The organism is Coprococcus sp. AF51-11b1, from assembly GCF_027682785.1.
Lineage (GTDB): Bacteria > Bacillota > Clostridia > Lachnospirales > Lachnospiraceae > Allocoprococcus > Allocoprococcus comes.
In genome coordinates this window covers 79,187-101,233 of record NZ_JAQCZB010000014.1, presented here as the reverse complement: position 1 = coordinate 101,233, position 22,047 = coordinate 79,187, and the positions used below count along the sequence as shown (strand labels likewise).

General features: G+C 44.0%; 25 protein-coding genes. 4 read left to right on the top strand and 21 right to left on the bottom strand.

The window, feature by feature from the left end:
- Positions 1–34: 34 nt before the first annotated feature.
- The 7 genes from PGY05_RS13800 to PGY05_RS13770 all read right to left on the bottom strand — a co-directional run bounded on the left by PGY05_RS13800 (position 35) and on the right by PGY05_RS13770 (position 5,457).
- Positions 35–544, bottom strand: a complete 510-nt coding sequence (locus PGY05_RS13800) for a COG2426 family protein (protein WP_022220948.1) — start codon at positions 542–544, stop codon at positions 35–37.
- Between the two features lie 101 nt (positions 545–645).
- Positions 646–1,704: a histidinol-phosphate transaminase gene (hisC, locus tag PGY05_RS13795; protein ID WP_195254740.1), complete on the bottom strand. Its 1,059-nt coding sequence runs from the start codon at positions 1,702–1,704 to the stop codon at positions 646–648.
- A gap of 40 nt (positions 1,705–1,744) precedes the next feature.
- Positions 1,745–2,938: a pyridoxal phosphate-dependent aminotransferase gene (locus PGY05_RS13790; RefSeq protein ID WP_270476144.1), complete on the bottom strand. Its 1,194-nt coding sequence runs from the start codon at positions 2,936–2,938 to the stop codon at positions 1,745–1,747.
- A complete protein-coding gene (locus PGY05_RS13785) occupies positions 2,928–3,866 on the bottom strand; it encodes a DUF2156 domain-containing protein (protein WP_270476142.1) in 939 nt (312 codons plus the stop codon). Before PGY05_RS13785 ends, PGY05_RS13790 begins: the two co-directional genes overlap by 11 nt.
- A 41-nt stretch (positions 3,867–3,907) precedes the next feature.
- A complete protein-coding gene (locus tag PGY05_RS13780; RefSeq protein WP_270476141.1) occupies positions 3,908–4,072 on the bottom strand; it encodes a hypothetical protein in 165 nt (54 codons plus the stop codon).
- Positions 4,073–4,261: 189 nt separating this feature from the next.
- Positions 4,262–4,822, bottom strand: coding sequence for a tRNA (mnm(5)s(2)U34)-methyltransferase (locus tag PGY05_RS13775; RefSeq protein WP_008369545.1), 561 nt, complete (start codon positions 4,820–4,822; stop codon positions 4,262–4,264).
- 98 nt (positions 4,823–4,920) lie between these two features.
- Positions 4,921–5,457 carry a hypothetical protein gene (locus PGY05_RS13770; RefSeq protein ID WP_173687117.1) on the bottom strand — a complete coding sequence of 179 codons (537 nt, stop codon included), beginning with the start codon at positions 5,455–5,457 and terminating at the stop codon, positions 4,921–4,923.
- A 179-nt stretch (positions 5,458–5,636) separates the two neighbouring features.
- Here PGY05_RS13770 and PGY05_RS13765 point away from each other — a divergent pair, with 179 nt between their 5' ends.
- The gene (locus PGY05_RS13765) at positions 5,637–6,512 is read left to right on the top strand and encodes a YitT family protein (protein WP_195412647.1); all 876 of its coding nucleotides are present in this window, start codon (positions 5,637–5,639) and stop codon (positions 6,510–6,512) included.
- Here PGY05_RS13765 and PGY05_RS13760 read toward each other — a convergent pair.
- The 7 genes from PGY05_RS13760 to rho all read right to left on the bottom strand — a co-directional run bounded on the left by PGY05_RS13760 (position 6,481) and on the right by rho (position 12,275).
- The gene (locus PGY05_RS13760; RefSeq protein WP_270476140.1) at positions 6,481–7,374 is read right to left on the bottom strand and encodes a LysR family transcriptional regulator; all 894 of its coding nucleotides are present in this window, start codon (positions 7,372–7,374) and stop codon (positions 6,481–6,483) included. The genes PGY05_RS13765 and PGY05_RS13760 overlap by 32 nt on opposite strands.
- Before the next feature lie 88 nt (positions 7,375–7,462).
- Complete coding sequence (locus tag PGY05_RS13755; RefSeq protein ID WP_156330653.1) at positions 7,463–7,627, bottom strand: hypothetical protein; 165 nt, start codon at positions 7,625–7,627, stop codon at positions 7,463–7,465.
- 43 nt (positions 7,628–7,670) lie between these two features.
- Entirely contained in the window at positions 7,671–8,747 is a 1,077-nt protein-coding gene (gene prfA / locus PGY05_RS13750) for a peptide chain release factor 1 (RefSeq protein ID WP_270476139.1), read from the bottom strand.
- A 14-nt stretch (positions 8,748–8,761) separates the two neighbouring features.
- Positions 8,762–9,619, bottom strand: a complete 858-nt coding sequence (prmC, locus tag PGY05_RS13745; protein ID WP_117834252.1) for a peptide chain release factor N(5)-glutamine methyltransferase — start codon at positions 9,617–9,619, stop codon at positions 8,762–8,764.
- 5 nt (positions 9,620–9,624) lie between these two features.
- Positions 9,625–10,560 (bottom strand): DUF1385 domain-containing protein, encoded by a 936-nt coding sequence (locus PGY05_RS13740; RefSeq protein ID WP_270476138.1) that lies wholly within the window; start codon positions 10,558–10,560, stop codon positions 9,625–9,627.
- An 80-nt stretch (positions 10,561–10,640) separates the two neighbouring features.
- Entirely contained in the window at positions 10,641–10,841 is a 201-nt protein-coding gene (gene rpmE / locus PGY05_RS13735; RefSeq protein WP_008369554.1) for a 50S ribosomal protein L31, read from the bottom strand.
- A gap of 108 nt (positions 10,842–10,949) precedes the next feature.
- Entirely contained in the window at positions 10,950–12,275 is a 1,326-nt protein-coding gene (gene rho, locus PGY05_RS13730; RefSeq protein ID WP_008369555.1) for a transcription termination factor Rho, read from the bottom strand.
- 223 nt (positions 12,276–12,498) lie between these two features.
- Here rho and PGY05_RS13725 point away from each other — a divergent pair, with 223 nt between their 5' ends.
- Genes PGY05_RS13725 through PGY05_RS13715 form a run of 3 tightly spaced genes read left to right on the top strand, consistent with a single transcriptional unit; the run spans position 12,499 to position 15,178 of the window.
- Positions 12,499–13,647, top strand: a complete 1,149-nt coding sequence (locus PGY05_RS13725; protein WP_022220405.1) for an NAD(P)-dependent malic enzyme — start codon at positions 12,499–12,501, stop codon at positions 13,645–13,647.
- A gap of 4 nt (positions 13,648–13,651) precedes the next feature.
- On the top strand, positions 13,652–14,653 hold the full coding sequence (locus PGY05_RS13720) for a TIGR01212 family radical SAM protein (protein WP_008369561.1): 1,002 nt from the start codon (positions 13,652–13,654) through the stop codon (positions 14,651–14,653).
- 12 nt (positions 14,654–14,665) lie between these two features.
- Complete coding sequence (locus tag PGY05_RS13715; protein WP_117558920.1) at positions 14,666–15,178, top strand: DUF4364 family protein; 513 nt, start codon at positions 14,666–14,668, stop codon at positions 15,176–15,178.
- 365 nt (positions 15,179–15,543) lie between these two features.
- Here the strand turns inward: PGY05_RS13715 and PGY05_RS13710 are convergent, their stop codons facing one another.
- The 7 genes from PGY05_RS13710 to PGY05_RS13680 form a co-directional block, all read right to left on the bottom strand.
- Positions 15,544–16,386, bottom strand: a complete 843-nt coding sequence (locus PGY05_RS13710; RefSeq protein WP_008369567.1) for a sensor histidine kinase — start codon at positions 16,384–16,386, stop codon at positions 15,544–15,546.
- A complete protein-coding gene (locus PGY05_RS13705) occupies positions 16,379–17,101 on the bottom strand; it encodes a LytR/AlgR family response regulator transcription factor (protein ID WP_055247832.1) in 723 nt (240 codons plus the stop codon). The genes PGY05_RS13710 and PGY05_RS13705 overlap by 8 nt, the downstream gene beginning before the upstream one ends.
- A 33-nt stretch (positions 17,102–17,134) precedes the next feature.
- A complete protein-coding gene (locus PGY05_RS13700; RefSeq protein WP_173687122.1) occupies positions 17,135–18,061 on the bottom strand; it encodes an SPFH domain-containing protein in 927 nt (308 codons plus the stop codon).
- A 3-nt stretch (positions 18,062–18,064) separates the two neighbouring features.
- On the bottom strand, positions 18,065–18,523 hold the full coding sequence (locus tag PGY05_RS13695; protein WP_173687123.1) for an NfeD family protein: 459 nt from the start codon (positions 18,521–18,523) through the stop codon (positions 18,065–18,067).
- A gap of 96 nt (positions 18,524–18,619) precedes the next feature.
- On the bottom strand, positions 18,620–19,939 hold the full coding sequence (locus PGY05_RS13690; RefSeq protein WP_173687124.1) for a replication-associated recombination protein A: 1,320 nt from the start codon (positions 19,937–19,939) through the stop codon (positions 18,620–18,622).
- A gap of 13 nt (positions 19,940–19,952) precedes the next feature.
- Positions 19,953–20,570, bottom strand: coding sequence for a polysaccharide deacetylase family protein (locus PGY05_RS13685; RefSeq protein ID WP_207719254.1), 618 nt, complete (start codon positions 20,568–20,570; stop codon positions 19,953–19,955).
- A 303-nt stretch (positions 20,571–20,873) separates the two neighbouring features.
- Positions 20,874–22,022, bottom strand: a complete 1,149-nt coding sequence (locus tag PGY05_RS13680) for an iron-containing alcohol dehydrogenase (protein ID WP_055156811.1) — start codon at positions 22,020–22,022, stop codon at positions 20,874–20,876.
- Between the last annotated feature and the right edge of the window lie 25 nt (positions 22,023–22,047).

Here is a 22,047-nt window from a genome sequence, read left to right as displayed (position 1 = left end):
TCTGTATCCTCTCAAAGAGAAAACTTTCACATTTTTATCCAAAAATCCCTCCGATCACAACGTAAGACAGGATATACATGATCACCGATGCCATGCATACGCCGACTACGATTGCTCCGAAAGCTTTTTTCCAGTCGATGCCAAGGAGGGATGCGACAAGAGCTCCGGTCCAGGCTCCGGTTCCCGGAAGCGGGATTCCTACGAAGAGTACCAGCCCCCAGAATTCATATCTGCTGATCCGATCACTTTTGCTCATCGCTTTTTTCTCCAGCTTTTCTACAAGCGGACGGAAAAGGCGCGTCTTGCGCAGCCATGCAAAAATCGGACGGATCAGAAGCAGGATAAACGGAATTGGGATCAGGTTCCCCACCAGACAGATCGGGATTGCACGCCAGGTCGGGATATTTAAAAACGCCGGACCTGCCGCAAGGATTCCTCCCCTGAGCTCCAGAATCGGAATCATTGAAATAATAAAGATAATCAGTTCTTTGGCAGCCTTGCCACCCAGATGGGTTACAAACCACTGTACTAAAGTTTCAGTCATACAAATCTCCTATTTTTTACTTATTAAATCGGTGTTTGACGTGTCAATAAGCATAAATTGCTTATTTGTGTAAGCACAAACGCAATTTATGTTTTTAACACTTACATCATATATTCACGGAGGAAGGCAAAGAGTGCTTCCATCTCTTCTCTCGTACCAATCGTCACACGCAGATATTGCTCAATCCGCTCGCTTCCCCAGAAACGCACATAGATTCCTTTTGCTTTCATTGCTTCAAAGAGTTCTTTTGCATCGTATTCCGGATGTGATACAAAGATGAAGTTTGCGCTTGGTTTTGGGAATACAAAGCCGAGCTTTTTGAATTCTTCTTCTGCCCAGTCTCTTGTCTCCACAATTTTACGTGTTGTCTCAGCAAAATATTCTTTATCTTTTACCGCTTCTGCTCCGTATACCAGAGAAGTTTTGTTCATAGTATAAGAATTGAACGAATATTTTGCATCGTTTAAATACTTGATCAGGAGCGGACTTGCGATTGCATATCCAATACGCATTCCAGCCATTGATCTTGCCTTTGAAAATGTCTGCGTAATGATCAGGTTGTCATATTTGTCCAGAAGCGAAAGTGCTGACTCTCCTGCGAAATCAATATATGCCTCATCCACAATCACAATAACATCCTGGTTGTGTCTGATGATATCTTCCACAAATTCCAGATCTTCATAGATGGATGTCGGTGCATTTGGATTCGGGAAGATCACACCACCATTTTCCGGATAATAATCTTCTTTTATGATATGGAAGTTTTCATCTACCTTCTTGCATTCGTATGGAATCCGGTAAAGATCCGCCCATACTTTGTAAAAGGAATATGTAATATCCGGAAAGAAAACCGGTTTTTCCGAGTTAAAGAAGGTAAGAAAACACATAGAGAGAACATCGTCAGATCCCACTCCCACAAAAACCTGATCTTTTCCAACATGATAAAAGTCCGCCAGTGCACTGACCAGTGCATCAGATGTCGGATCCGGATACAGCCTTAAACTTTCCACATGACCCTCCAGCTTTTTCATTGCCGCAAGAACTCCCGGTGCAGGTGGGTACGGATTCTCATTGGTATTCAGTTTGATCACTTTTTTCTGTGGCTGTTCACCCGGAACATAAGGTTCTACTTTTCGGATATTTTTCTCAAATTCTCTCATCTTGCTTTCTCACCTTTCTGTCACATCTTTTGCTTTTGTCTTATCCTAGCTGATATTCTTTTGCAAGCTCTTTGAATTTCGGCAGTGCATTTACGATTGTCTCATAAGCTACACAATATGCAATTCTGACATATCCTGCACATCCAAAAGAACTTCCCGGTACCAGAAGCAGATTATATTTTTTTGCTTCCTGGCAAAATGTCTTTTCATCCTTGATCGGAGTCTTCATGAACAGGTAAAATGCACCCTGCGGTTTGACACATTCAAATCCACATTCTATGAGTCCCTGGTAAAGAGTTTCCCTGTTTCTGTTATAGTATGAAATATCGGTTTTCTCATGCAGACATCTTGCAACTACCTTCTGCTGCAGGGTTGGCGCATTGACAAATCCAAGAATACGGTTTGCAACATTTGCTGCTGCAATGAGTGTCTCTGAATCTTTTACATCATCCGGAATCACCAGATATCCGATTCGCTCTCCTGGCAGGGAAAGAGATTTACTATAAGAATATCCTACGATCGTATTGGCATAATACCTGGTCAGATACGGTACATCCACACCATCATAAGCAAGCTCACGGTATGGCTCATCAGAGATAAGATAAATCTCTGTTCCGTATTCGTTCTGCTTCTTCTCCATGATCTCTGCCATCTTCCTGATCGTCTCTTCGGAATAGACAACACCGGTCGGATTATTCGGTGTATTAACGATCACTGCTTTTGTCTTCGGTGTGATCTTTGCCTCAAATTCATCCAGCTTTGGCTGAAAATCTACGGTATTCGGTGAGATTTCAACCAGAACACCGTCAAAATTATTGACATAACTTCTGTACTCTCCAAAGTACGGTGCAAATGTGATCACTTCATCTCCCGGATTTAACAGTGCTTTTAAAATAACATTCAGTCCGCCTGCTGCGCCAACTGTCATCGTAATATTTTTTGCTGCAAATGCAGTACCAAATCGCTCATTCAGAGATTCAGCTACAGCCTGGCGAACATCTTCATATCCTGCATTGCTGTTAGTATATCCATGAAGCACCAGTTCATCTTCTTCATCCAAAATATCAAGAATCGCCTGCTTTACGGTTTTCGGTGCCGGTACATTTGGATTACCGAGACTGAAATCAAATACATTTTCCGGTCCGTAAATTTTTGCAAGACGATTTCCCTCTTCAAACATGGCGCGGATCGCCGAGCTGTTTGCCACCATATTTTCCATCTTCTTAGATATCATCTTTTGCACACTCCTTTTCGCTGTCTTCTTTTAATGTCACAACACCTTTTTCTACCATAAATACCGGTTTGTAGGAAAGCTTGGCCTTTCTTAATCCTTCTTCTCCAACATCATCTTCCCGGTTGGTATATTTGTATTTTCCGGCAACTTCATGCTCTACGAACTGCTGGTTGATCATGGTATACGCACCTTCAATATCCGCATAAGCTTTTTCGATATGAACCACAAAGGTATCGTCATTTACCGCTTCTCCAATCGTAAATGCAACAATCTCATCACCAACTCTGAGCAGACCTCCGATCAGGTTCAGTTCTTTGTAAAGGCGCAGTGAATTGAGTGTTACACACATCTCGGAATTCTTCTCTTCATCATCTTCACAGCCATTCAGATTCCGCCATTTCAGTGCCATCTGAAAACACTCTTCCAGATTATCCTCTGTAATCGTTTCGTAACTCCAGTTATCTCCGTGAAGTGCTTTAAATTTATTGACGTGATTCCGCTTGCCGTGCAGCTTTTTGCCGGAAAGTGTTGCAAGTTTCTCACTTTCATAGACATAATCCGCCTCATCTCTGTGATAGGTGATGTCGAATTTGCCTGGAAACCATGTTTCAAGCTTGGCAAAATTCTCTTTTGTCACCCCATACAGACAGAATGGAACGTCTTTTTCTTTCTCCCACTTCATGATATCTTCAATCGCTGCTTTTACATCTTCATCTTCACCTGCCGGAAATGCATAGCCGTAACCTGCACTGTTGTCCCGGAACAGGAGAACGTTATTATATTGTGCAAATTCTACTTCGTAAAACCTTGCCCACAGATATACATTTGCAAAAGTACGGTCGCAGCTTCTGCTTGGGTACTTTTTGAAATAAAAATCAATAAGATCCCGGTCTGTCAGTTCTGGTCTTTTAAATTTTGCTTCTGCCATAAAAAATCCTTCCATTTTCCGCTTTTTTGCGGTACTGTCTGTTAGTATACCACATTTTGAGTGGATTTTTGCGGTTTTCTTGTATTTTTTTGTGTTACTTGTAAAGTTAGTGGGCCAGGTACCCAAATAGAACATGCCAGATTCCACTCGGCAAACCATTCCGATGAACCTCTGAAAGCGGCAATTATGTCAGCAATGGCTTCCATAATTGCCTGAGTTTCATCTCCATTGCCTCGGATGGAATCTGGCATGTTCTATTTGGGTACCTGGCAGATCTACTTTACTGGTTGTGACTGTTGCCCCAGTACGAAGTTTTTTGCCAAACATAAGAACCGTAAAAACGCAAAACGGCTTTGTTGATCCAGTTGCTCCACTACTGTTTTCTGAAATAAAAACTATTTCAGTCTATAGATGAATACAGGAAGTGGAGGATCATTTTTACGGTTAAAATAGGAATTTACGATTACGAGCCATTTTTTGGAGTCTAATGTTTTGAGATAATTCAAAATGGCTTCTTTTTCTTCGTAGCCGGTGTCACCGCCGCTGTAGATGCAGAGGTTTATGATGCCGCCTTTTTTGAGCAGGTTAAGGGCTGACTCAATGGCGGTGAGGCTGGTGGCTGCGCGGGTTGCGATTTTGTGGTCGCCGCCGGGGAGGTAGCCGAAATTGAAGATGATGACCTTGGCTTCTTCTTTTACATAGGTCTGCATTTTTTCGTGACCGTCCTGGATCAGCTTAGCTCTTGTCGACAGGTTCGCTTTTTCGAGGCGTTCTCTGGTGTGAGCAATCGCCATCTCTTGCACATCAAAAGCATAGACATTTCCGGTCTCTCCGACTTTCTGGCACAAAAACTCCGTGTCACCGCCGTTTCCGGCGGTGGCATCAATGCAGATATCCCCTTCTTCTATATACTCTTCTAAAATGTGATGGCAATATTCTGTGATCTGAAAATTCATGTCATAAACCTCCTGCCTTATGTTCGGAAAGTGCGCATTGCCTCGATGATCTGTGTAATCAGAGCTTCCTTCTTTTGTTATCATTATCTGTCTTTTATTTACCGGGCAATCCATTTGGAATTTTCTGGCGAATAAAAATTAAGCATTTCCCGTACTTCTTTTTCGTTATCGAATGGATTTCTGATAATCTTATACTCTTTACCTTCCCATGGGATGGTGATCTTACCATTTTTTACCGTCATCTGCTCGATGGCTGTCCGTGGCAGCTGTACGAGTTCATTGCCATCCTTGTCATAGAATGCCATACCATTGTCCCAGTAAATGATCACACGCATCATTTTCATTCCATAGCTGCGCGTAACCAGGCACACCACTGCGATCACAAGGAACCAGATACTGTAAGTCAGCCCGCCGGCAATCCCGCTTCCTATTGCGCACAGAATGCAGAAAACTGCAAATGGAAGCATCAGATATTTAACGGTCATGCCGCTGTAATACCCGGATACCAGACAATGAAAACTGCCCTTCCATTCATTTCCAAATTTCGCAGCTTCCTGCTGTGTCTTCTTCTGGATCACCTGATTCACCGCCTGCATGATAGCATTCCGAACCAGACGCTGTACAATATGTCCCATCTTTTGTACCTCCTCATGTTCTCTCATTTATGTCAATTTTAGCATATCCTGTTACTTTTTCAACCACACAGCGTTATACATGATATAAGTTTTTCTTATATCACTATTCATAGAATGTATTTCCCATTTCTTCCCATTTCTCCTAAATTAGAAGTATCGACTTATGGAGGTACTGACCAATGAAACTTACTACAAAAAGAAAAGAACAGATTTCTTCTGTTCTCATCATCTGCCTGGGAAATATACTCAACGCTTTTTCAGCCAGAGTCTTTCTTCTTCCGGCTGACCTTGTTGCCGGTGGCACGACCGGAATCGGGCTGATCCTGCAGCGCATAACCGGGATCCCTCTTTCCTCTCTGGTGCTCGCTTTCAACATTATCATGCTGGTGCTTGCCTATATTTTCCTCGGGAAAAAATATACATTATCTGCAATTTTAAGCTCTTTTATGTATCCGATCGCACTGGAATTCTTCAATCAGATCCTTGGAGATTATATTCTGACAGACAATCTGATCCTATGCACACTCTTTGCTGGCATTGGAATCGGAATCTCCCTTGGAATGATCATCCGTACCGGTGCTTCTACCGGTGGCGTAGACGTTCCGCCACTGATTTTAAATAAATATTTCCGTTTTCCTGTTTCAGCCGGATTGTACATCATTGACTTCTTTGTCATCCTGGGGCAGGCACTTTATCAGCCAGTTGACAAGGTACTATATGCGATTTTGTATGTGATCATTTACACCCTTGTCATGAACAAGCTGATCGTCAGCGGAACTTCAAGGATTGCTGTTCAGATCATCAGCAAACATTCAGATGAAATCCGTAATTTTGTACTTACCCAGATTGACCGCGGTGCAACCATCATTCCAGTTCAGGGTGGCTATCTGAACCAGCAGCTGAATATGGTACTCACCGTCATCTCCAACCGTGAACTCGTCCAACTTGAAAAAAATGTTCATCAGATCGATCCGGAAAGCTTTATCATCGTTTCCCAGGTACAGGAAGTTCAGGGACGCGGATTTAATCTGGACAAACACTGGAAACCAGAGTAGTCAGATACCTCTGAAATTCCCGGATTTCCGGCTCTTTTTTCTTTGATTTCAGGCAGGCAAAATAAAGACTGTCCTGCCTGGCTGGAACCAGTGGCACCGCCGCAACCCCATAGTATTCTGCAAAGGACTTTGGTCCGATCGCGATTCCGCTTCCACTTTTCACCATCTTCATCACCGTATCGATGCTGTCTGAGCGGATGACTCTCTTCCATGCGATATTCTGTTCACCATATGTCTTTCTGAGGAGACGGTCTTCCACCGAATGCTCCAGTCCTGTAAGCATAGTATATTCCCTGCAATCCATGATTGAAGCATTTTTCTTCCGCACGAGCGGATGATCCGGTGCCGTCAGTATACACTGCTTCTCACGGATCAGTTCTTTTGCAAAACAGACACATTTCTCCATGCCGATTTCATTTTCCGGCATCCGGTCCAGTGCCATATCAAGGGAACCTTCCTTGATTGCCGCATATGCATCCAGCCCAGCCTCCGTATAAAATGTCACCTCGAGCTCTGGATGCCTTTCAAAATATCTGGCAATCTTCGGAAACAGTCTGTTGGAATAGACTCTGGCACCAAGTCCGATTTTTAATTTTTTATGTTCTGTTCCCGAAATCACTTCTTCTTTAAAACGATTCCAGTCTTTTAGCATTTCTTGCGCTTTTTGGTAAAAAACATTCCCTTTTTCGGTAAGTTCCAGTCCTTTGCTTGTCCTGTGAAATACGCGGTATCCCAATTCCTTTTCCAGATTCCGGATCTGCTGGGACAGAGCGGGCTGCGAGACGAAAAGGTACTCTGCTGCGCGGGAAATACTTTTGCAATTTGCGATTTCTACAATGTAAGTTAATTGTTGTATGTTCATTCAACGCCTCTGTTTTGTTTTTCGGTATATAAAAATCCCCCATACGGGACATTTCTGTTTTCTTGACCTGTATGAGGGTATCCTATTACTATTTTTTAGCAGGAGTGCGTCCTGCAAGCCATCCTCTGACGGTTTCAATATTTGCTTTTATTGTCCGATCAATATGGGCGATCGGGCATGTTCTTGAAATCCATCTGCACTTCGTTGTCAATAACTGTGAGTTCTTCATCATCCATAATAATTCGAAGAACATACTCACAGGCTTTCCTGTCTTTATACACTTTTGCCTGCTTCTATTATACTGCCTCATTCATCGATGCCAGCTTTGCTGCCTGGTCTGCTGCGATCAGGCTGTCAATGACTTCATCCAGATCTCCGTTCATAATGCTGTCCAGCTTATGAAGCGTAAGCTTGATTCTATGATCGGTCACACGTCCCTGTGGGAAGTTGTAAGTACGGATCTTCTCAGAACGGTCTCCGGTACCGATCTGGCTTCTTCTTGCCTCAGCCTCTGCAGAATGCTGCTTCTCCAGTTCCAGTTCATATAACTTGGAACGCAGAAGACGAAAGGCCTTTTCCTTGTTCTGCAGCTGTGATTTTTCAGTCTGGCTGTAGATCACGATTCCTGTCGGATAATGAGTCAATCGTACAGCAGAGTCTGTGGTATTGACACACTGGCCACCGTTACCAGATGCACGCATAACATCGATACGAATATCTTTTTCATCGATCACAACGTCAACTTCTTCTGCTTCCGGCATCACTGCTACGGTAATGGTTGAAGTATGGATACGTCCGCCGCTTTCTGTCTCCGGCACACGCTGTACACGATGTACACCACTTTCATACTTCATACGGGAATATGCTCCCTGTCCTGTGATCATAAATACAACTTCCTTGAATCCGCCGATTCCGTTTTCATTGAGGGAGATCATCTCTGTCTTCCAGCGTCTGCTGTCTGCATAATGTACATACATACGGTAGATCTCAGCCGCAAAAAGGGCAGCTTCATCTCCACCTGCGCCTGCACGGATCTCCACGATAACGTTCTTGTCATCGTTCGGGTCTTTTGGAAGAAGAAGGATCTTGAGCTCCTGTTCCAGCTCTTCGACTCTCTTCTTAGACTCACTGAGTTCTTCTTTTGCCAGCTCTTTCATCTCTTCATCGGATTCTTCCTCCAGAAGAGAAAGACTGTCTTCAATGTTCTGTTTACAATTTTTATATTCTTTATATGCCTCAACAATCGGGGTCAGATCATTCTGTTCTTTCATCAGCTTGCGGAAACGTAACTGGTCATTCACCACGTCCGGTTCCTGAAGCTCACCCATAATCTCCTCATAACGAATGAGCAGATCTTCTAATTTATCAAACATTTCTTTTCCTCCTGTTATTTGCTATGCCTATTGTACACGCCACATACCACACGGTCAAGACCTGCCAGATCCTTTTGCGTTGAAACCTGTTCAAATCCAGTCTCTTTCAGCAATTTTTCCACATCTGCACTCTGGTCGTATCCAATCTCCATCACAAGCCAGCCGCCGTCTGTCAGATATTCCGGAACCTTTTCTGCCAGGATCCGGTAAAAATAAAGACCGTCCTCTTTTCCGTCCAATGCCTCATACGGGTCATGAAGACGTACCTCTGCTTCCAGCTCTTCGATCACTTTTGTCGGGATATAAGGTGGATTCGATGTGATCATGTCAAATGTTCCTGTAATATTTTCAAACATATCAGTCTGGATCCACTTACCGCTCACTCCCAGCTTTTTGGCATTTTTTTCAGCCACTTTCAGAGCTTCTTCTGAAATATCTGCACCTTCTATGACAATCTGCGGATTTCTCAGTTTCAGGCTGATTGGGATACAGCCTGAACCGGTACACATATCCAGCACTTTTACCGGATTTTCTTTTTTCATAAGAAGCAGTCTTTTTTCTGCTTCCTCTACAAGAATCTCAGTATCCTGTCTTGGCACAAGTACATGTTCATTGACTGCAAATTCATATCCCATAAATTCCTGAACCCCGGTCAGATGCTGCACCGGAATCCGGGTTTTTCTGCAGCTTACCAGCTCAAAGAACCGGTCTTCTTCATTTTTCGGCATTCTTTCAAAACCATCCACATAATATCTGGTCCTTGTCATGCCGGTCACATGCTCCAGCAGGATCCAGGCATCACTTTCCGGCTCCGGAATCCCCGCCGCTTTCAATTCACCTGTGGCTTTCTGATATGCTTCCTGATAGGTCACAGCTTTTACTCCTCTTCCTTATATCCGAAATTCTCTCTCAAATACGCTTTCCAGTCAAACACCGCTTCTACAGCCGCAATCCCGACCTCGATCATCTCATCGTCCGGTTCCTTTGTCGTAAGCCCCTGCAGCCAAAGTCCCGGCTTACTTAAGATACACACGACCGGATTCTCACTGCTTCCTGCCCATTTGATCAACTCATAAGAAATACCAGCAATCACCGGAAGAAGTGCAATTCTCACAATCACTCTCATCAGCGGAGATTCTACCCTTACAAAAAATAAAAGAACGATTCCCACGATCATGACAAACAGCATAAAGCTGGTTCCACATCTTTTGTGTTCTTTAGAGCTCTTTCTAACATTTTCAACAGTCAGTGGAAGTCCATGTTCAATACAGTTGATACACTTATGCTCCGCGCCATGATAGCGATACAAACGCTTAATATCGTTCATTACCGAAATTCCGCCCACATAGGCAACAAAAATCGCAATACGGATGATTCCCTCTATGATAATCCGAACTGTATAGGAAGAAATCCATTTCTTCAGCAGATCTGACAAAAAATACGGAAGTACCATAAAAATACCGATCGCAAGTGCAAAAGATACAACCATCGTCAGCGTCATCAAAAGCTTTTCCGTACACTCCTGCTTCTTTTCTTCGACTTCGGTCATCTCTTTTTCTTCCTCTTCCTCATAGAAGCTTGCTGACCAGGTCAAAGTCTTCATCCCCAGCACCAGAGAATCAACAAAATTAAAGATTCCTCTGACAAAAGGTAGCTTCGTAAGTGCCGTATATTTTCCAACTACACTTTTATATGTATCTGTTGTAACTTCTATCTCTCCGTCAGGCTTTCTCACCGCAACCGCATAACGTTCTTTATTCTTCATCATCACGCCTTCGATGACAGCCTGACCACCAATATTCGAAGATTTCATATTCTGTTATGTCCTTTTTAATTCATCGTATACACAAAATAGGCTGAGATTTCACAATCCCAGCCTGTTGAATTCTCTTATTACTGAATTCCGTATTTCTTGTTAAACTTGTCAACACGACCTCTGGCCTGAGTTGCTTTCTGCTGTCCTGTGTAGAACGGATGACATTTAGAGCAGATTTCTACGTGGATTTCTTTGCTTGTAGAACCTGTTACAAATGTATTCCCACAGTTGCAAGTTACAGTTGCCTGATAGTAATCTGGATGGATTCCTTCTTTCATGATTTTCACCTCTTCTTGTTTTATTCGTTTTACGCGCTTTCACGCGGCTAATATCTTTAAACAGCTATGTTAGCATAACATAGTTTTTTTCTAAATGCAAGTAATTTTCTAAATAAACTTTGTTTTTTTGACCATTTGGACAAATTCTACGTTATTTTTCGTGCGGTCAAACATATTCAGAATGCTGTCTACCGCTTCATCTGACTTCATTCCGTTTAATGCACGGCGCATAATATCCACTGCTTCCTGCTCCTCTTTCGTAAGAAGCAGATCCTCTCTTCTTGTTCCGGATTTCGGGATATCGATTGCAGGAAAGATTCTCTTTTCAGAAAGCTTCCGGTCAAGCACCAGTTCCATATTACCGGTTCCCTTAAATTCTTCGTAGATGACATCATCCATCTTGCTTCCGGTATCTACAAGTGCGGTTGCGAGGATAGTAAGGCTTCCGCCCTCACGCATATTTCTCGCTGCGCCAAAGAAACGTTTCGGCATATGAAGTGCTGCCGGATCAAGACCACCGGACAGGGTTCGTCCGCTCGGTGGAACAACCAGGTTGTATGCTCTTGCCAGACGGGTAATGCTGTCTAAAAGGATCACAACGTCCTTTTTGTGCTCAACCAGACGTTTTGCACGCTCGATCACCATCTCTGACACACGTTTATGATGCTCCGGAAGCTCATCAAAGGTCGAATAAATAACTTCCACATTATCCCCTTCAATGGCTTCTTTGATGTCGGTTACTTCTTCCGGACGTTCATCGATCAGAAGGATCAGAAGATGGATCTCCGGATTATTCTTCCTCATAGAAAGCGCCACCTGCTTCAACAGGGTTGTCTTACCTGCTTTCGGCGGTGATACGATCATGCCTCGCTGTCCCTTACCAATTGGAGAGATCAGATCCATAACACGCATTGCAGTGCTGCTCTTTCCCGCTTCCAGTCTGAGACGTTCATTTGGGAAAATCGGTGTCATATTTTCAAAGTTCATTCTACGTCCTGCTTCTGCCGGAGACATTCCATTGATCTTGGTCAGATACAGAAGCGCACTGAATTTTTCAGACTGTGTCTTTACTCTTGTATTTCCTGTCAGGATATCCCCTGTCTTCAGGCTGAATCTGCGGATCTGCGATGGTGATACATATACATCTTCCTCGCCCGGCAGATAGTTCTGGGAACGGATAAATCCGTATCCATCCATGACTTCCAGAATTCCATTCACCGTACGTCCACTGTCGAGCTGTTCAATATCTGCGGTTCCGGCTTTTTCGGATTTTACTTCCTCCTTCGCCTCTTTTATTGAAACTTTGTCATCTTCTTCCAGCATAAGATCGATCAGATCTGCTTTTTTCATCGTTGAAATTCCGCGAAGTCCGCGCGTTTTTGCCACCTCTTTTAATGTAGAAAGAGGCAGGGACTCATATTTTTCTCTCGTCATATGTTCTATATTCCTCCTTTATTCCAATTACTTTTCTTATCCAAAAAAATATTAAACTTTTAACATTGGGAAATCTTGTCTGAACTGACTAATCTGCTTTTGATAAACCCAAGTATACAACATTTTGCACAAAATGGAAAGAAGTTTTTTGATTTGCTTTCATATCAGAAGAATGTTATCATAAAAGAGCAGCAAAACTGTAATCAAAGGAGGACGTATGAAAATGTCAGCAATTGAGCAAGCACTTGAAATGCATGAAAAATGGAATGGAAAAATTGAAACTACTGCAAAGTCACACGTAAACTCTCGTGAAGACCTCGCAATCGCATATACACCAGGCGTTGCCGAGCCATGCAAGGTCATTGCAAAGGACCCGGATGCAGCCTACAAATACACGATGAAAGCCAACACAATCGCTGTAGTATCCGACGGTAGTGCCGTTCTCGGACTTGGTAACATCGGAGCCAAAGCCGCCATGCCTGTTATGGAAGGAAAAGCAGTTCTCTTTAAAGAATTCGGCGGAGTCAACGCAGTTCCGATCTGCCTGGACACTCAGGATACAGAAGAGATTATTAAGACAGTTGTCAATATTGCACCTGCTTTTGGCGGAATCAACCTGGAAGATATCTCTGCCCCACGCTGTTTTGAGATTGAGAGCCGTTTAAAAGAACTTCTTGATATCCCTGTATTCCACGATGACCAGCACGGAACCGCCATCGTCGTTCTGGCAGGCATCATCAACGCCCTGAAAGTAACCGGCAAGAAAAAAGAAGACTGTAAAATTGTTGTAAATGGTGCCGGAAGTGCCGGAGTTGCAATCACAAAGCTTCTTCTCACCTACGGTTTCCCGAAGATCACCATGTGTGATATCAATGGAATCATCTCAGCTGATTCACCGAATCTGAACTGGATGCAGAAAGAGATGACCAAAGTGACCAATCTCGACCATGAGACCGGTACACTTGCTGATGCACTCAAGGGTGCTGATATTTTCGTCGGTGTATCTGCCCCGAACATTGTTTCCCAGGAAATGGTTGCTTCTATGAATAAGGATGCGATCCTTTTCGCAATGGCAAACCCGGTACCGGAGATCATGCCGGATCTTGCAAAAGCTGCAGGCGCAAAAGTTGTCGGAACCGGACGTTCTGACTTCCCAAACCAGGTCAACAACGTTGTCGCTTTCCCTGGTATCTTTAAAGGTGCATTAGAGGGACGTGCGCCCCAGATCACCGAAGAGATGAAGCTTGCCACAGCAAAAGCAATCGCTGGACTTGTTCCGGATGAAGAGCTGAACGAGGACAATATTCTTCCGGAAGCTTTTGACCCTCGCGTATCACAGGTCGTAAGCGAAGCTGTCAAAGCTCTGATTTAATCTTATGAATACAAGAACCTATGATAGCAATCGCCCGCAGGAAATATCCTGCGGGCTTACTTACAAAAAAGGAACTCCTCAGCGCTGGGGAGAACGGCGCTACTATGCACTGGACTACTATCTGAAACAGAATTTCGGTGAAAAACTGTACAAGATTTCTTTAAACGGAGGCTGTTCCTGTCCGAACCGGGACGGAACCTGCGGCACACGCGGTTGTATCTTCTGTAGCGAAGGCGGATCCGGCGATTTTGCCGCTTCTTCTTCTCTTTCTGTTGCCGATCAGCTTGCCTATGGAAAAGGCCTTGTCCGCCCCAAATACAACGGACACAGCTATATCGCCTATTTTCAGGCATATACCAACACCTATGCACCAGCCTGTCATCTGCGCCGGATCTTTACCGAAGCGATTTCTGATCCAGAAGTACGCATTTTATCTATCGCAACGCGTCCGGATTGCCTTTCACCTGAAATCCTTACACTGCTTGCCGAACTAAATGCCATTAAACCGGTCTGGGTAGAGCTTGGACTTCAGACGATCCACGAACGCACTGCCAACTGGATGCGCCGTGGTTATCCACTTTCCGTCTTTGAGCAGGCGGTCCATTCCCTTCACGCGATTGGGGTACAGATCATCACCCACGTAATTTTATTTCTTCCGGGAGAATCTGAAGCAGATATGCTCGCAACCATCCATTATCTGAACGCTCTTCCGATTGACGGAATCAAGCTGCAGCTTCTCCACGTTCTGAAGCATACCGATCTGGCAGATTTTTACAGGCAGGAACCTTTTTATATTCCAGATATGAACTCTTATTTTCATCTGCTCGGAAAATGTATCGCTTCGCTCCGTCCGGATATTGTCATTCACCGTCTGACCGGTGACGGACCAAAATCTCTTCTTATCGCACCGCTCTGGACCGGCAATAAACGGTTAGTACTCAATCAGATGCAGCGCTATTTAAAAGAGCAGAATCTCTGGCAGGGAAAAGAATATACTACATTTTAAGGAGGCAGCCCTATGGCAGAAGCATTTACACTTTATAAACTCATCATTCTATACATGCTGGACAAAGTTGATTTTCCTCTGACCAACTCCCAGATTTCTGAATTTGTCCTGGACAAAGGATATACCGATTATTTCAAACTCCAGCAGGCTCTTTCTGAACTTGCGGACGGTGGTCTCATCCTGAAAGAATCCACTCACAACCGCACTCTTTTCCATCTGACGGAAGATGGGAAAGGGACGATTCATCTTTTCCAGGATAAAATCTCAAAGCCAATCCAGGATGATATTGACCACTTTTTACAGACAAAACAGTATGATCTGAAAAATGAAGTTTCCGTAAAGGCGGATTATATGAAAAATGCAGGAGAGGAATATTCCGTGCGCTGTCAGGTCTTTGAAAATCACGAACCCCTGATCGATCTGACCCTTTCTGTACCGACTGAAAAAGAAGCGGCGGCAATCGCACTCAACTGGCAGAAAAAAAATCAAGTCGTCTATGCGTGGCTGATGTCTCAGTTATTGTGATGGATGTGAATGATACGGTTCGCAAATTAAGGCTGTGATTGGGCAATGATACACTTGAATCTCACGACATGAAAACTCTACGTTGTTCTTTGGGCAGATCTCAGCTACGTTCTTGAAAGCTTGCAAGCCTCATGCCTGCTCCAAAAGAGCTGAATCCCGGGCGCGGACAGAAAACAAATGGATAAGGATTCCATGTTTGTGCTATGGAGATGAGACACAAAAATTGTGGAAGCCCTTGCTGACACAATTTTCGCCTTAAGTGGCTCATCGGAATGGTCAGCACAAAGGAATCTGCTCTATTTGTTTTCTGTCCGCGTCCGACCACAACCTACAAAAAAAGCAGACCGTCCCATATTCCGATCTGCCTAAATAACCACCACAAAACTGATGTATTTCCTTTCTTCTATTTCCACCGTAATTTCTCCGTGGTAACGATTCACAAGCATCTTTGCATTATAAAGTCCCAGTCCATGCTTTTTTCCATCTTCTTTCGTAGAAAATCCTTTTTCAAAGAAATGACTGATCTCGCCAAGTCCTATATTTTCGACCTGATTCTTTATCGTGAAGATAAGCTTATCATTCTGGGAATCAATTTCGATCAGTACCTGATTTTTTTCTTCGGTACAGGCTTCGTATGCATTGTCGATCAGGGTTCCAACAATCTCGATCAGGTGGTGTTCAGAAATGCCGGAAACGATTTCTTTGTTCCACACGCGGATATCGGTCCGGACATATTCCGGCGCACGGACAATTTTACTGTAGATAAATCCTGCCAGGATTTTATCGCTGATCTTCAGAAGGGGGAGATACTTCCTGCTGTCATCTTCTCTGGCAATTTCCGTAATATATTCAGACTGCTTTGCTACCAGTTCTTCATAATTGTCGATGGTCAGATGCATATTCAGGATTGCATTCAGATGATTGTCAAATTCATGCTGTTTGGCACGGATTTCTTTGACCAGTTCTTCCAGCGGAATCAGATAGTTCTGATAAAGCCGCAGTTCATTTTCCTTCTGGCGTATCAGTACATAATTACTTCTCCAGTCCACAATTCCCCAAATCACAACAATCACCATCAGAACAAACATGATAAACACCCTGTAATCAAAGGTACCGCTGATCAGGAAATCCACGATCAGATAGACTGATACCATAAGTGCCATTACGCAGAAAATACGATATAGAAATTTGCGTACCCAATCAGCCATTTAACAGTCCTCCGATCACCGATTTGTAAGTCACACCGATTTCTACCGTATCCGGACAATTTTTGATCCGGATGATCCGGTTGACGGTATCGTAATATTCAACTTCATTTTTATTGACCGCATACATCCGATGGCACTGCGCAAACATCCCTTTTGGCATCTTAAGCAGCATCTGTCTGAGAGTCACATAAGGGACATCCCAGTTCTCTGTCACAAGATGCAGTCTTGTTCCTCTCGGTATCGCTTCCAGATAACGGATATCCTCGCATTTCAGCTGATAATTAATCCCGTCTTTTTTCACAACGATCACCGGTGGTTTCTCCCTGCTCTCTTTTTCCAGCACCTTCTGAACAACCTCTTCCACCTGCTCCCTGTGAAATGGCTTCATAATGTACTGATAACAGTGCAGCTCCCGGTAAGCCTGCATTTCCATATTGCCAATGGCAGTCACCATCACGATCGGGGTAAAAGTATATTCAAACCTCTCCCGTATCTCTCTTGCGAACAAAATCCCACCGATATCCTCCCGGTCCTCGCCGCTTAGATTTACATCCAAAAGGAAAAGACCATACCGGATTTCCTGATCCAGCAGGTCTTTTGCTTCTTTCAGGGAAGATGCCTTGTGGACACGGATATCATCTGAATATGTGGTAAGAATCTCTGACAATGCCTGCAGCGAAGTCAGTTCATCTTCCAGGATCAATACATCCGTCATCTATTTGTCACCTTTCCTCTCTCTTTTTTTAATCTAATCTTCCTTGATCACTTCTTTAGCGCTCTTTACAAGCCCCGCAAGTGACTGCAGTTCTGACGGAATGATGATTTTCGTTGCCTTGCCGTCTGCAGCCTTTTCAAATGCCTCCAGACTCTTGATCGTAAGCACTGCCTGGTCTGCACCCGCTTCACGGATGAAACGGATACCGTCTGCATTTGCCTGCTGTACTTTAAGGATGGCTTCCGCTTCACCTTCAGCCTCTTTGATCCTCTTTTCTTTTTCTGCTTCTGCCTGGAGGATCGCTGCCTGTTTTTCAGCTTCCGCTTTCAGAATCACAGATTCTTTTTCACCTTCTGCAACAAGGACAGTAGATTTCTTTTCACCTTCTGCACGGAGAATAGCTTCACGTCTTTCACGTTCTGCTTTCATCTGTTTCTCCATTGCATCCTGGATCGCTGCCGGTGGAATGATATTTTTCAGTTCCACACGATTGACTTTGATTCCCCATGGATCCGTTGCCACATCAAGAGATGCTCGCATCTTCGTATTGATCGTCTCTCTTGATGTTAGTGTCTGGTCAAGTTCCAGATCACCAATGATGTTACGAAGGGTGGTCGCTGTCAGATTCTCGATTGCCATGATTGGGTTCGCTACTCCGTAGCAGAACATCTTCGGATCTGTAATCTGGTAGAATACAACGGTATCGATCCGCATGGTTACATTATCCTTTGTGATAACCGGCTGCGGTGCAAAATCAACTACCTGCTCTTTTAAGTCTACTCTTCTTGCCACACGTTCAATGATCGGCAGTTTAAAATGAAGTCCTACACTCCATGTTGCCTGATATGCACCAAGACGTTCGATAACCAGTGCCTTTGCCTGTGGCACGATTTTAATGCAGGAAATCAGAAACAGTAATGCGATCACAATAATAATTACTAAAATAATAAGTCCCGTCATCTTTTAGTCCTCCTCATATTTTTTTACAATTAACTTTACTCCGGATATATTAACCACCTTCGCCAGTGTTCCGGGGTCCAGGATCACGTTATCCTGTTCGGATCTTACCGTCCACTCTGTACCATTTACCACCGCCATACCAGTCTGCCCTATGTTATCTACTTTCTGGCTGATCCGGATCGTCTTTCCGATGATTCCTTCATAGTTCGTCTTCAGACGGCGGGTGTTAATAAAACGCATTGCAAATGGTCTGGTAAATACAAGCAGTAAAATTGTCACAATAAAAAATGCAACCACCTGTCCGGCAAACGGTACATCCAGAATATTCAGGATCAGTGCCGCCAGCGCACCTCCTGCTCCCCAGATCGTTGTAAGTCCCACCGTTACGATCTCGATCACCAGAAGTACTACCAGAAGAACCAGCCATGCAACAGTTATATAGCTGTCCTGAACTGCTCCCATATTCTTCACTCCTTTCTGCTTACAGATATGGTAGCAGAGTGTCTGTGTCAAATCAATCCCTTCTGCGTGAATGCAGTGATTTCCTGTGCGAATAGGTTACGCTTCATCCTTAATCCGCTCCATATGCGCTTTGATCGTTTGTTCGTAGCCGTTATCGCTCGCTTCATAGAATACGGCATCTTTGATCTCATCCGGCAAATACTGCTGTTTTACATAATGATTCGGATAATCATGCGCGTATTTGTAACCAATTCCATGCCCCAGCTTTGCAGAACCTTTATAATGTGCATCCTGCAAATGCACCGGAACAGTCGTTTTATATTTTTTCACATTGTCCATCGCAGCAAAGACAGCATTACATGCTGAATTACTCTTCGGCGCTGTTGCCACATAAAGAACTGCCTGTGATAAAATGATCTGTGCCTCCGGCATTCCGATTCGCTCCACTGCCTGTGCTGCACTGACTGCAACATTCAGTGCCATCGGATCCGCATTTCCCACATCTTCCGATGCACAGATCATAATCCTGCGGGCAATAAACTTAATGTCTTCTCCGGCATACAGCATCTTTGCCAGATAATATACGGCTGCATCCGGATCAGAACCGCGCATACTTTTAATAAATGCGGATATGGTATCATAATGATTATCTCCTGTCTTATCATATCGCACAACCCGCTTCTGTATACATTCGGATGCAACCTCCAGCGTGATATGGATCATTCCATCCTCACTTCTTGGTGTGGTGAGGATACCCAGTTCCACCGCATTAAGCGCAGATCTGGCATCTCCACCGGCAAGGTCTGCCAGGAAATGCAGGGCATCCTCCTCGATCACCGCATGATAGCTTCCCATTCCTTTTTTTTCATCCTGCACCGCTCTCAGAATCAGGGTCTCTACTTCTTCCTGTGAAAGCGGACAAAGTTCAAATACACTGGATCTGGAAAGAAGCGCACCGTTCACCTCAAAGTAAGGATTTTCTGTCGTCGCACCGATCAGAATGATCGTGCCGTCCTCCACAAACGGGAGCAGATAATCCTGCTGTCCTTTATTAAACCGGTGAATCTCATCGATGAAAAGGATTGTCCTTTTCTGGTACATCCCTTTCAGTTCTTTCGCCTTATTCACCACTTCTTCCATATCCTTCTTCCCGGCAACCGTAGCATTGATCTGGGTAAATTCTGCACTTGTAGTATTGGCGATCACCTTTGCAAGCGTAGTCTTTCCGGTTCCCGGAGGTCCGTAAAAAATAACAGAACTCAGTTTATCCGCCTTGATCGCACGGTATAAAAGCTTGTCCTTTCCGATAATGTGCTGCTGTCCAACCACTTCATCCAGAGTCGTCGGACGCAGTCTGGAGGCAAGGGGCGATTCTTTCTCCTTTGTCGTCTCCCGCATATAATCAAATAAATCCATCAAAACCTCTCCTTTAATCCAGCAGCAATTCATCGACTGTCACAAATTCATATCCCTTCGCCTGCATGATATCGATAATGCGAAGTGCCGCCTTTACTGAAGACAGATAACAGTCATGTAATAAAATAATATCATTTTCCTCCGTTTCCGTCACTACTTTATTGACAATTTCTGTCTCATTATCCGTATTCCAGTCAAGCGGATCCACATTCCATAGCACCGCAATCATGCCGGTATTCTCTTCCATCTCCTTTTTCCAGGCTCCATAGGGCGGTCGCATATATTCCGTCTTTTTTCCGGTAATTTCTTCAATCGCGGTATTGGTCTTTCCGAGTTCGCACTCTGTCATTTCCTGAGACATTTTTGTGAGATCTACATGACTGTAAGTATGATTTCCAATAATATGCCCTTCTTCAGCCTCTCTGCTCACAACTTTCGGATATTTTACTACATTTTCCCCGATCACAAAAAAAGTAACCTTCACATTCCGCCCGGCAAGCCCGTCAAGGAGCACTGGCGTACTGGAAGGATGTGGGCCATCATCAAATGTGAGGGCGATCTTGGGCTTTTCCTGATACTGCTCGTTTGTTCCACCTGCCTCATAGGATGCTTCTACCGTTTCATCGTTCATTCTTATCAGTTTGATCTTTCCGTTATCGATCACTCCCCAGGTAAACAGAAGCCATGTAAAGCATAAAAAACTGATTGTTCCATAAAGCAGTCGGTACCACATACGGATATCCCTCTTTTCCCATTCTCTTTTTACTATATGCGGGAGATTCTTTACCTATGTACCCACATTTATGCTTTCTTGCCTCCGGTACTCTTGCATTAAAAAAATATATACAGAACACCAATCTCTTCCTGTTTTCTATACTCAGATCAAAAAAGGAGATATCAACCAGCTTCTGCTGACTCATATCCCCTGAATGATCTACATTGCTTTTTTATAAAGTTCAATGATATCCCTGATCGTAGACTGTCTCGGATTTGCCATGATATTTCCGCTCTTCATGGCATCAGCAGCCATCAGTTCAATCTTATCTTCCGTTACACCAACATCGGCAAGATGCTGCGGAATACCAAGATCACGAAGCAGATCTCTCGCTTCATCTACCAGCATTTCCGGAACAAAATCGATCACCGGGTCTTTTTCTTTGCTGATATAATTGTAGATCTTCTCATAACGTCCATGATCTGCAAGTGCATTATATTCCACAATCGTTGGAAGAAGAATCGCATTTGCCACACCGTGTGCCACATGGAAATAGGCGCTTACCGGATGGCTCATAGCATGGATATTTCCAAGTCTTGCCCATGCAAATGCGATACCTGCGAACATGCTTCCGGAGAGCATGGCTGCCGCCGCCTCTTCGTCCTGACGGTTTGCTACGAATCTGCGCAGATTTGCACCGATCAGTTCCATTGCCTTTTCTGCCATTGCATCAGAAAATGGAGATGCATCTCTTGAAGTGTAAGCCTCCCATGCATGGATCAGTGCATCTACGCCACATGCTGCGGCTACCGATGCCGGAGAAGTCATAACAAGCTCCGGATCCAGAAGTGCATAGCTTGGGATCAGCTCATAGCTGAACACAGTCAGCTTATAATTTCTTGCTTCATCGGTAATAACAGAAAATGCCGTCACTTCACTTCCTGTACCTGCTGTTGTCGGGATCGCAATGATCGGAACGATCGGTCCCGGTACCTTGTGTGCACCTTCATAATCTCCGATCTCTCCGCCGTATTTTGCAAGAACACCAACTGCCTTTGCCACATCCATTGGACTTCCGCCACCGAAAGCTACAATACTGGTTGCTCCTGCTTTTTTGTATGCTTCTGTTGCTTTATCTACCGTTGCAACAGATGGATTTGCTTCTACATCAGTAAATACTTCCACTTCGATACCGGAAGCCTTCACGATCTCTTCGACTTTCTCGACCATTCCGATCTTCTTCAAAACCGGTCCGGAAATCAGAAGCATCTTCTTGGAACCACTTTTCTCAAGAAGCTCCGGAAGTCTCTTTAAACTGCCTTTTCCAAAAATAATATCCTGTGGTACATTGAATGTAAAATCTTTCATCATCTACTACTCCTTTTAAATAAGA

Coding starts and splice junctions, on each gene's coding strand:
- PGY05_RS13800 (WP_022220948.1), bottom strand. CDS start 544: ATGACTGAAACTTTAGTACAGTGGTTTGTAACCCATCTGGGTGGCAAG.
- hisC (WP_195254740.1), bottom strand. CDS start 1,704: ATGAGAGAATTTGAGAAAAATATCCGAAAAGTAGAACCTTATGTTCCG.
- PGY05_RS13790 (WP_270476144.1), bottom strand. CDS start 2,938: ATGATATCTAAGAAGATGGAAAATATGGTGGCAAACAGCTCGGCGATC.
- PGY05_RS13785 (WP_270476142.1), bottom strand. CDS start 3,866: ATGGCAGAAGCAAAATTTAAAAGACCAGAACTGACAGACCGGGATCTT.
- PGY05_RS13780 (WP_270476141.1), bottom strand. CDS start 4,072: ATGGAAGCCATTGCTGACATAATTGCCGCTTTCAGAGGTTCATCGGAA.
- PGY05_RS13775 (WP_008369545.1), bottom strand. CDS start 4,822: ATGAATTTTCAGATCACAGAATATTGCCATCACATTTTAGAAGAGTAT.
- PGY05_RS13770 (WP_173687117.1), bottom strand. CDS start 5,457: ATGGGACATATTGTACAGCGTCTGGTTCGGAATGCTATCATGCAGGCG.
- PGY05_RS13765 (WP_195412647.1), top strand. CDS start 5,637: ATGAAACTTACTACAAAAAGAAAAGAACAGATTTCTTCTGTTCTCATC.
- PGY05_RS13760 (WP_270476140.1), bottom strand. CDS start 7,374: ATGAACATACAACAATTAACTTACATTGTAGAAATCGCAAATTGCAAA.
- PGY05_RS13755 (WP_156330653.1), bottom strand. CDS start 7,627: ATGTTCTTCGAATTATTATGGATGATGAAGAACTCACAGTTATTGACA.
- prfA (WP_270476139.1), bottom strand. CDS start 8,747: ATGTTTGATAAATTAGAAGATCTGCTCATTCGTTATGAGGAGATTATG.
- PGY05_RS13740 (WP_270476138.1), bottom strand. CDS start 10,560: ATGAAATCTTCGAATATTGGTGGTCAGGCTGTCATCGAAGGCGTGATG.
- rpmE (WP_008369554.1), bottom strand. CDS start 10,841: ATGAAAGAAGGAATCCATCCAGATTACTATCAGGCAACTGTAACTTGC.
- rho (WP_008369555.1), bottom strand. CDS start 12,275: ATGACGAGAGAAAAATATGAGTCCCTGCCTCTTTCTACATTAAAAGAG.
- PGY05_RS13725 (WP_022220405.1), top strand. CDS start 12,499: ATGTCAGCAATTGAGCAAGCACTTGAAATGCATGAAAAATGGAATGGA.
- PGY05_RS13720 (WP_008369561.1), top strand. CDS start 13,652: ATGAATACAAGAACCTATGATAGCAATCGCCCGCAGGAAATATCCTGC.
- PGY05_RS13715 (WP_117558920.1), top strand. CDS start 14,666: ATGGCAGAAGCATTTACACTTTATAAACTCATCATTCTATACATGCTG.
- PGY05_RS13710 (WP_008369567.1), bottom strand. CDS start 16,386: ATGGCTGATTGGGTACGCAAATTTCTATATCGTATTTTCTGCGTAATG.
- PGY05_RS13705 (WP_055247832.1), bottom strand. CDS start 17,101: ATGACGGATGTATTGATCCTGGAAGATGAACTGACTTCGCTGCAGGCA.
- PGY05_RS13700 (WP_173687122.1), bottom strand. CDS start 18,061: ATGACGGGACTTATTATTTTAGTAATTATTATTGTGATCGCATTACTG.
- PGY05_RS13695 (WP_173687123.1), bottom strand. CDS start 18,523: ATGGGAGCAGTTCAGGACAGCTATATAACTGTTGCATGGCTGGTTCTT.
- PGY05_RS13690 (WP_173687124.1), bottom strand. CDS start 19,939: ATGGATTTATTTGATTATATGCGGGAGACGACAAAGGAGAAAGAATCG.
- PGY05_RS13685 (WP_207719254.1), bottom strand. CDS start 20,570: ATGAACGATGAAACGGTAGAAGCATCCTATGAGGCAGGTGGAACAAAC.
- PGY05_RS13680 (WP_055156811.1), bottom strand. CDS start 22,022: ATGAAAGATTTTACATTCAATGTACCACAGGATATTATTTTTGGAAAA.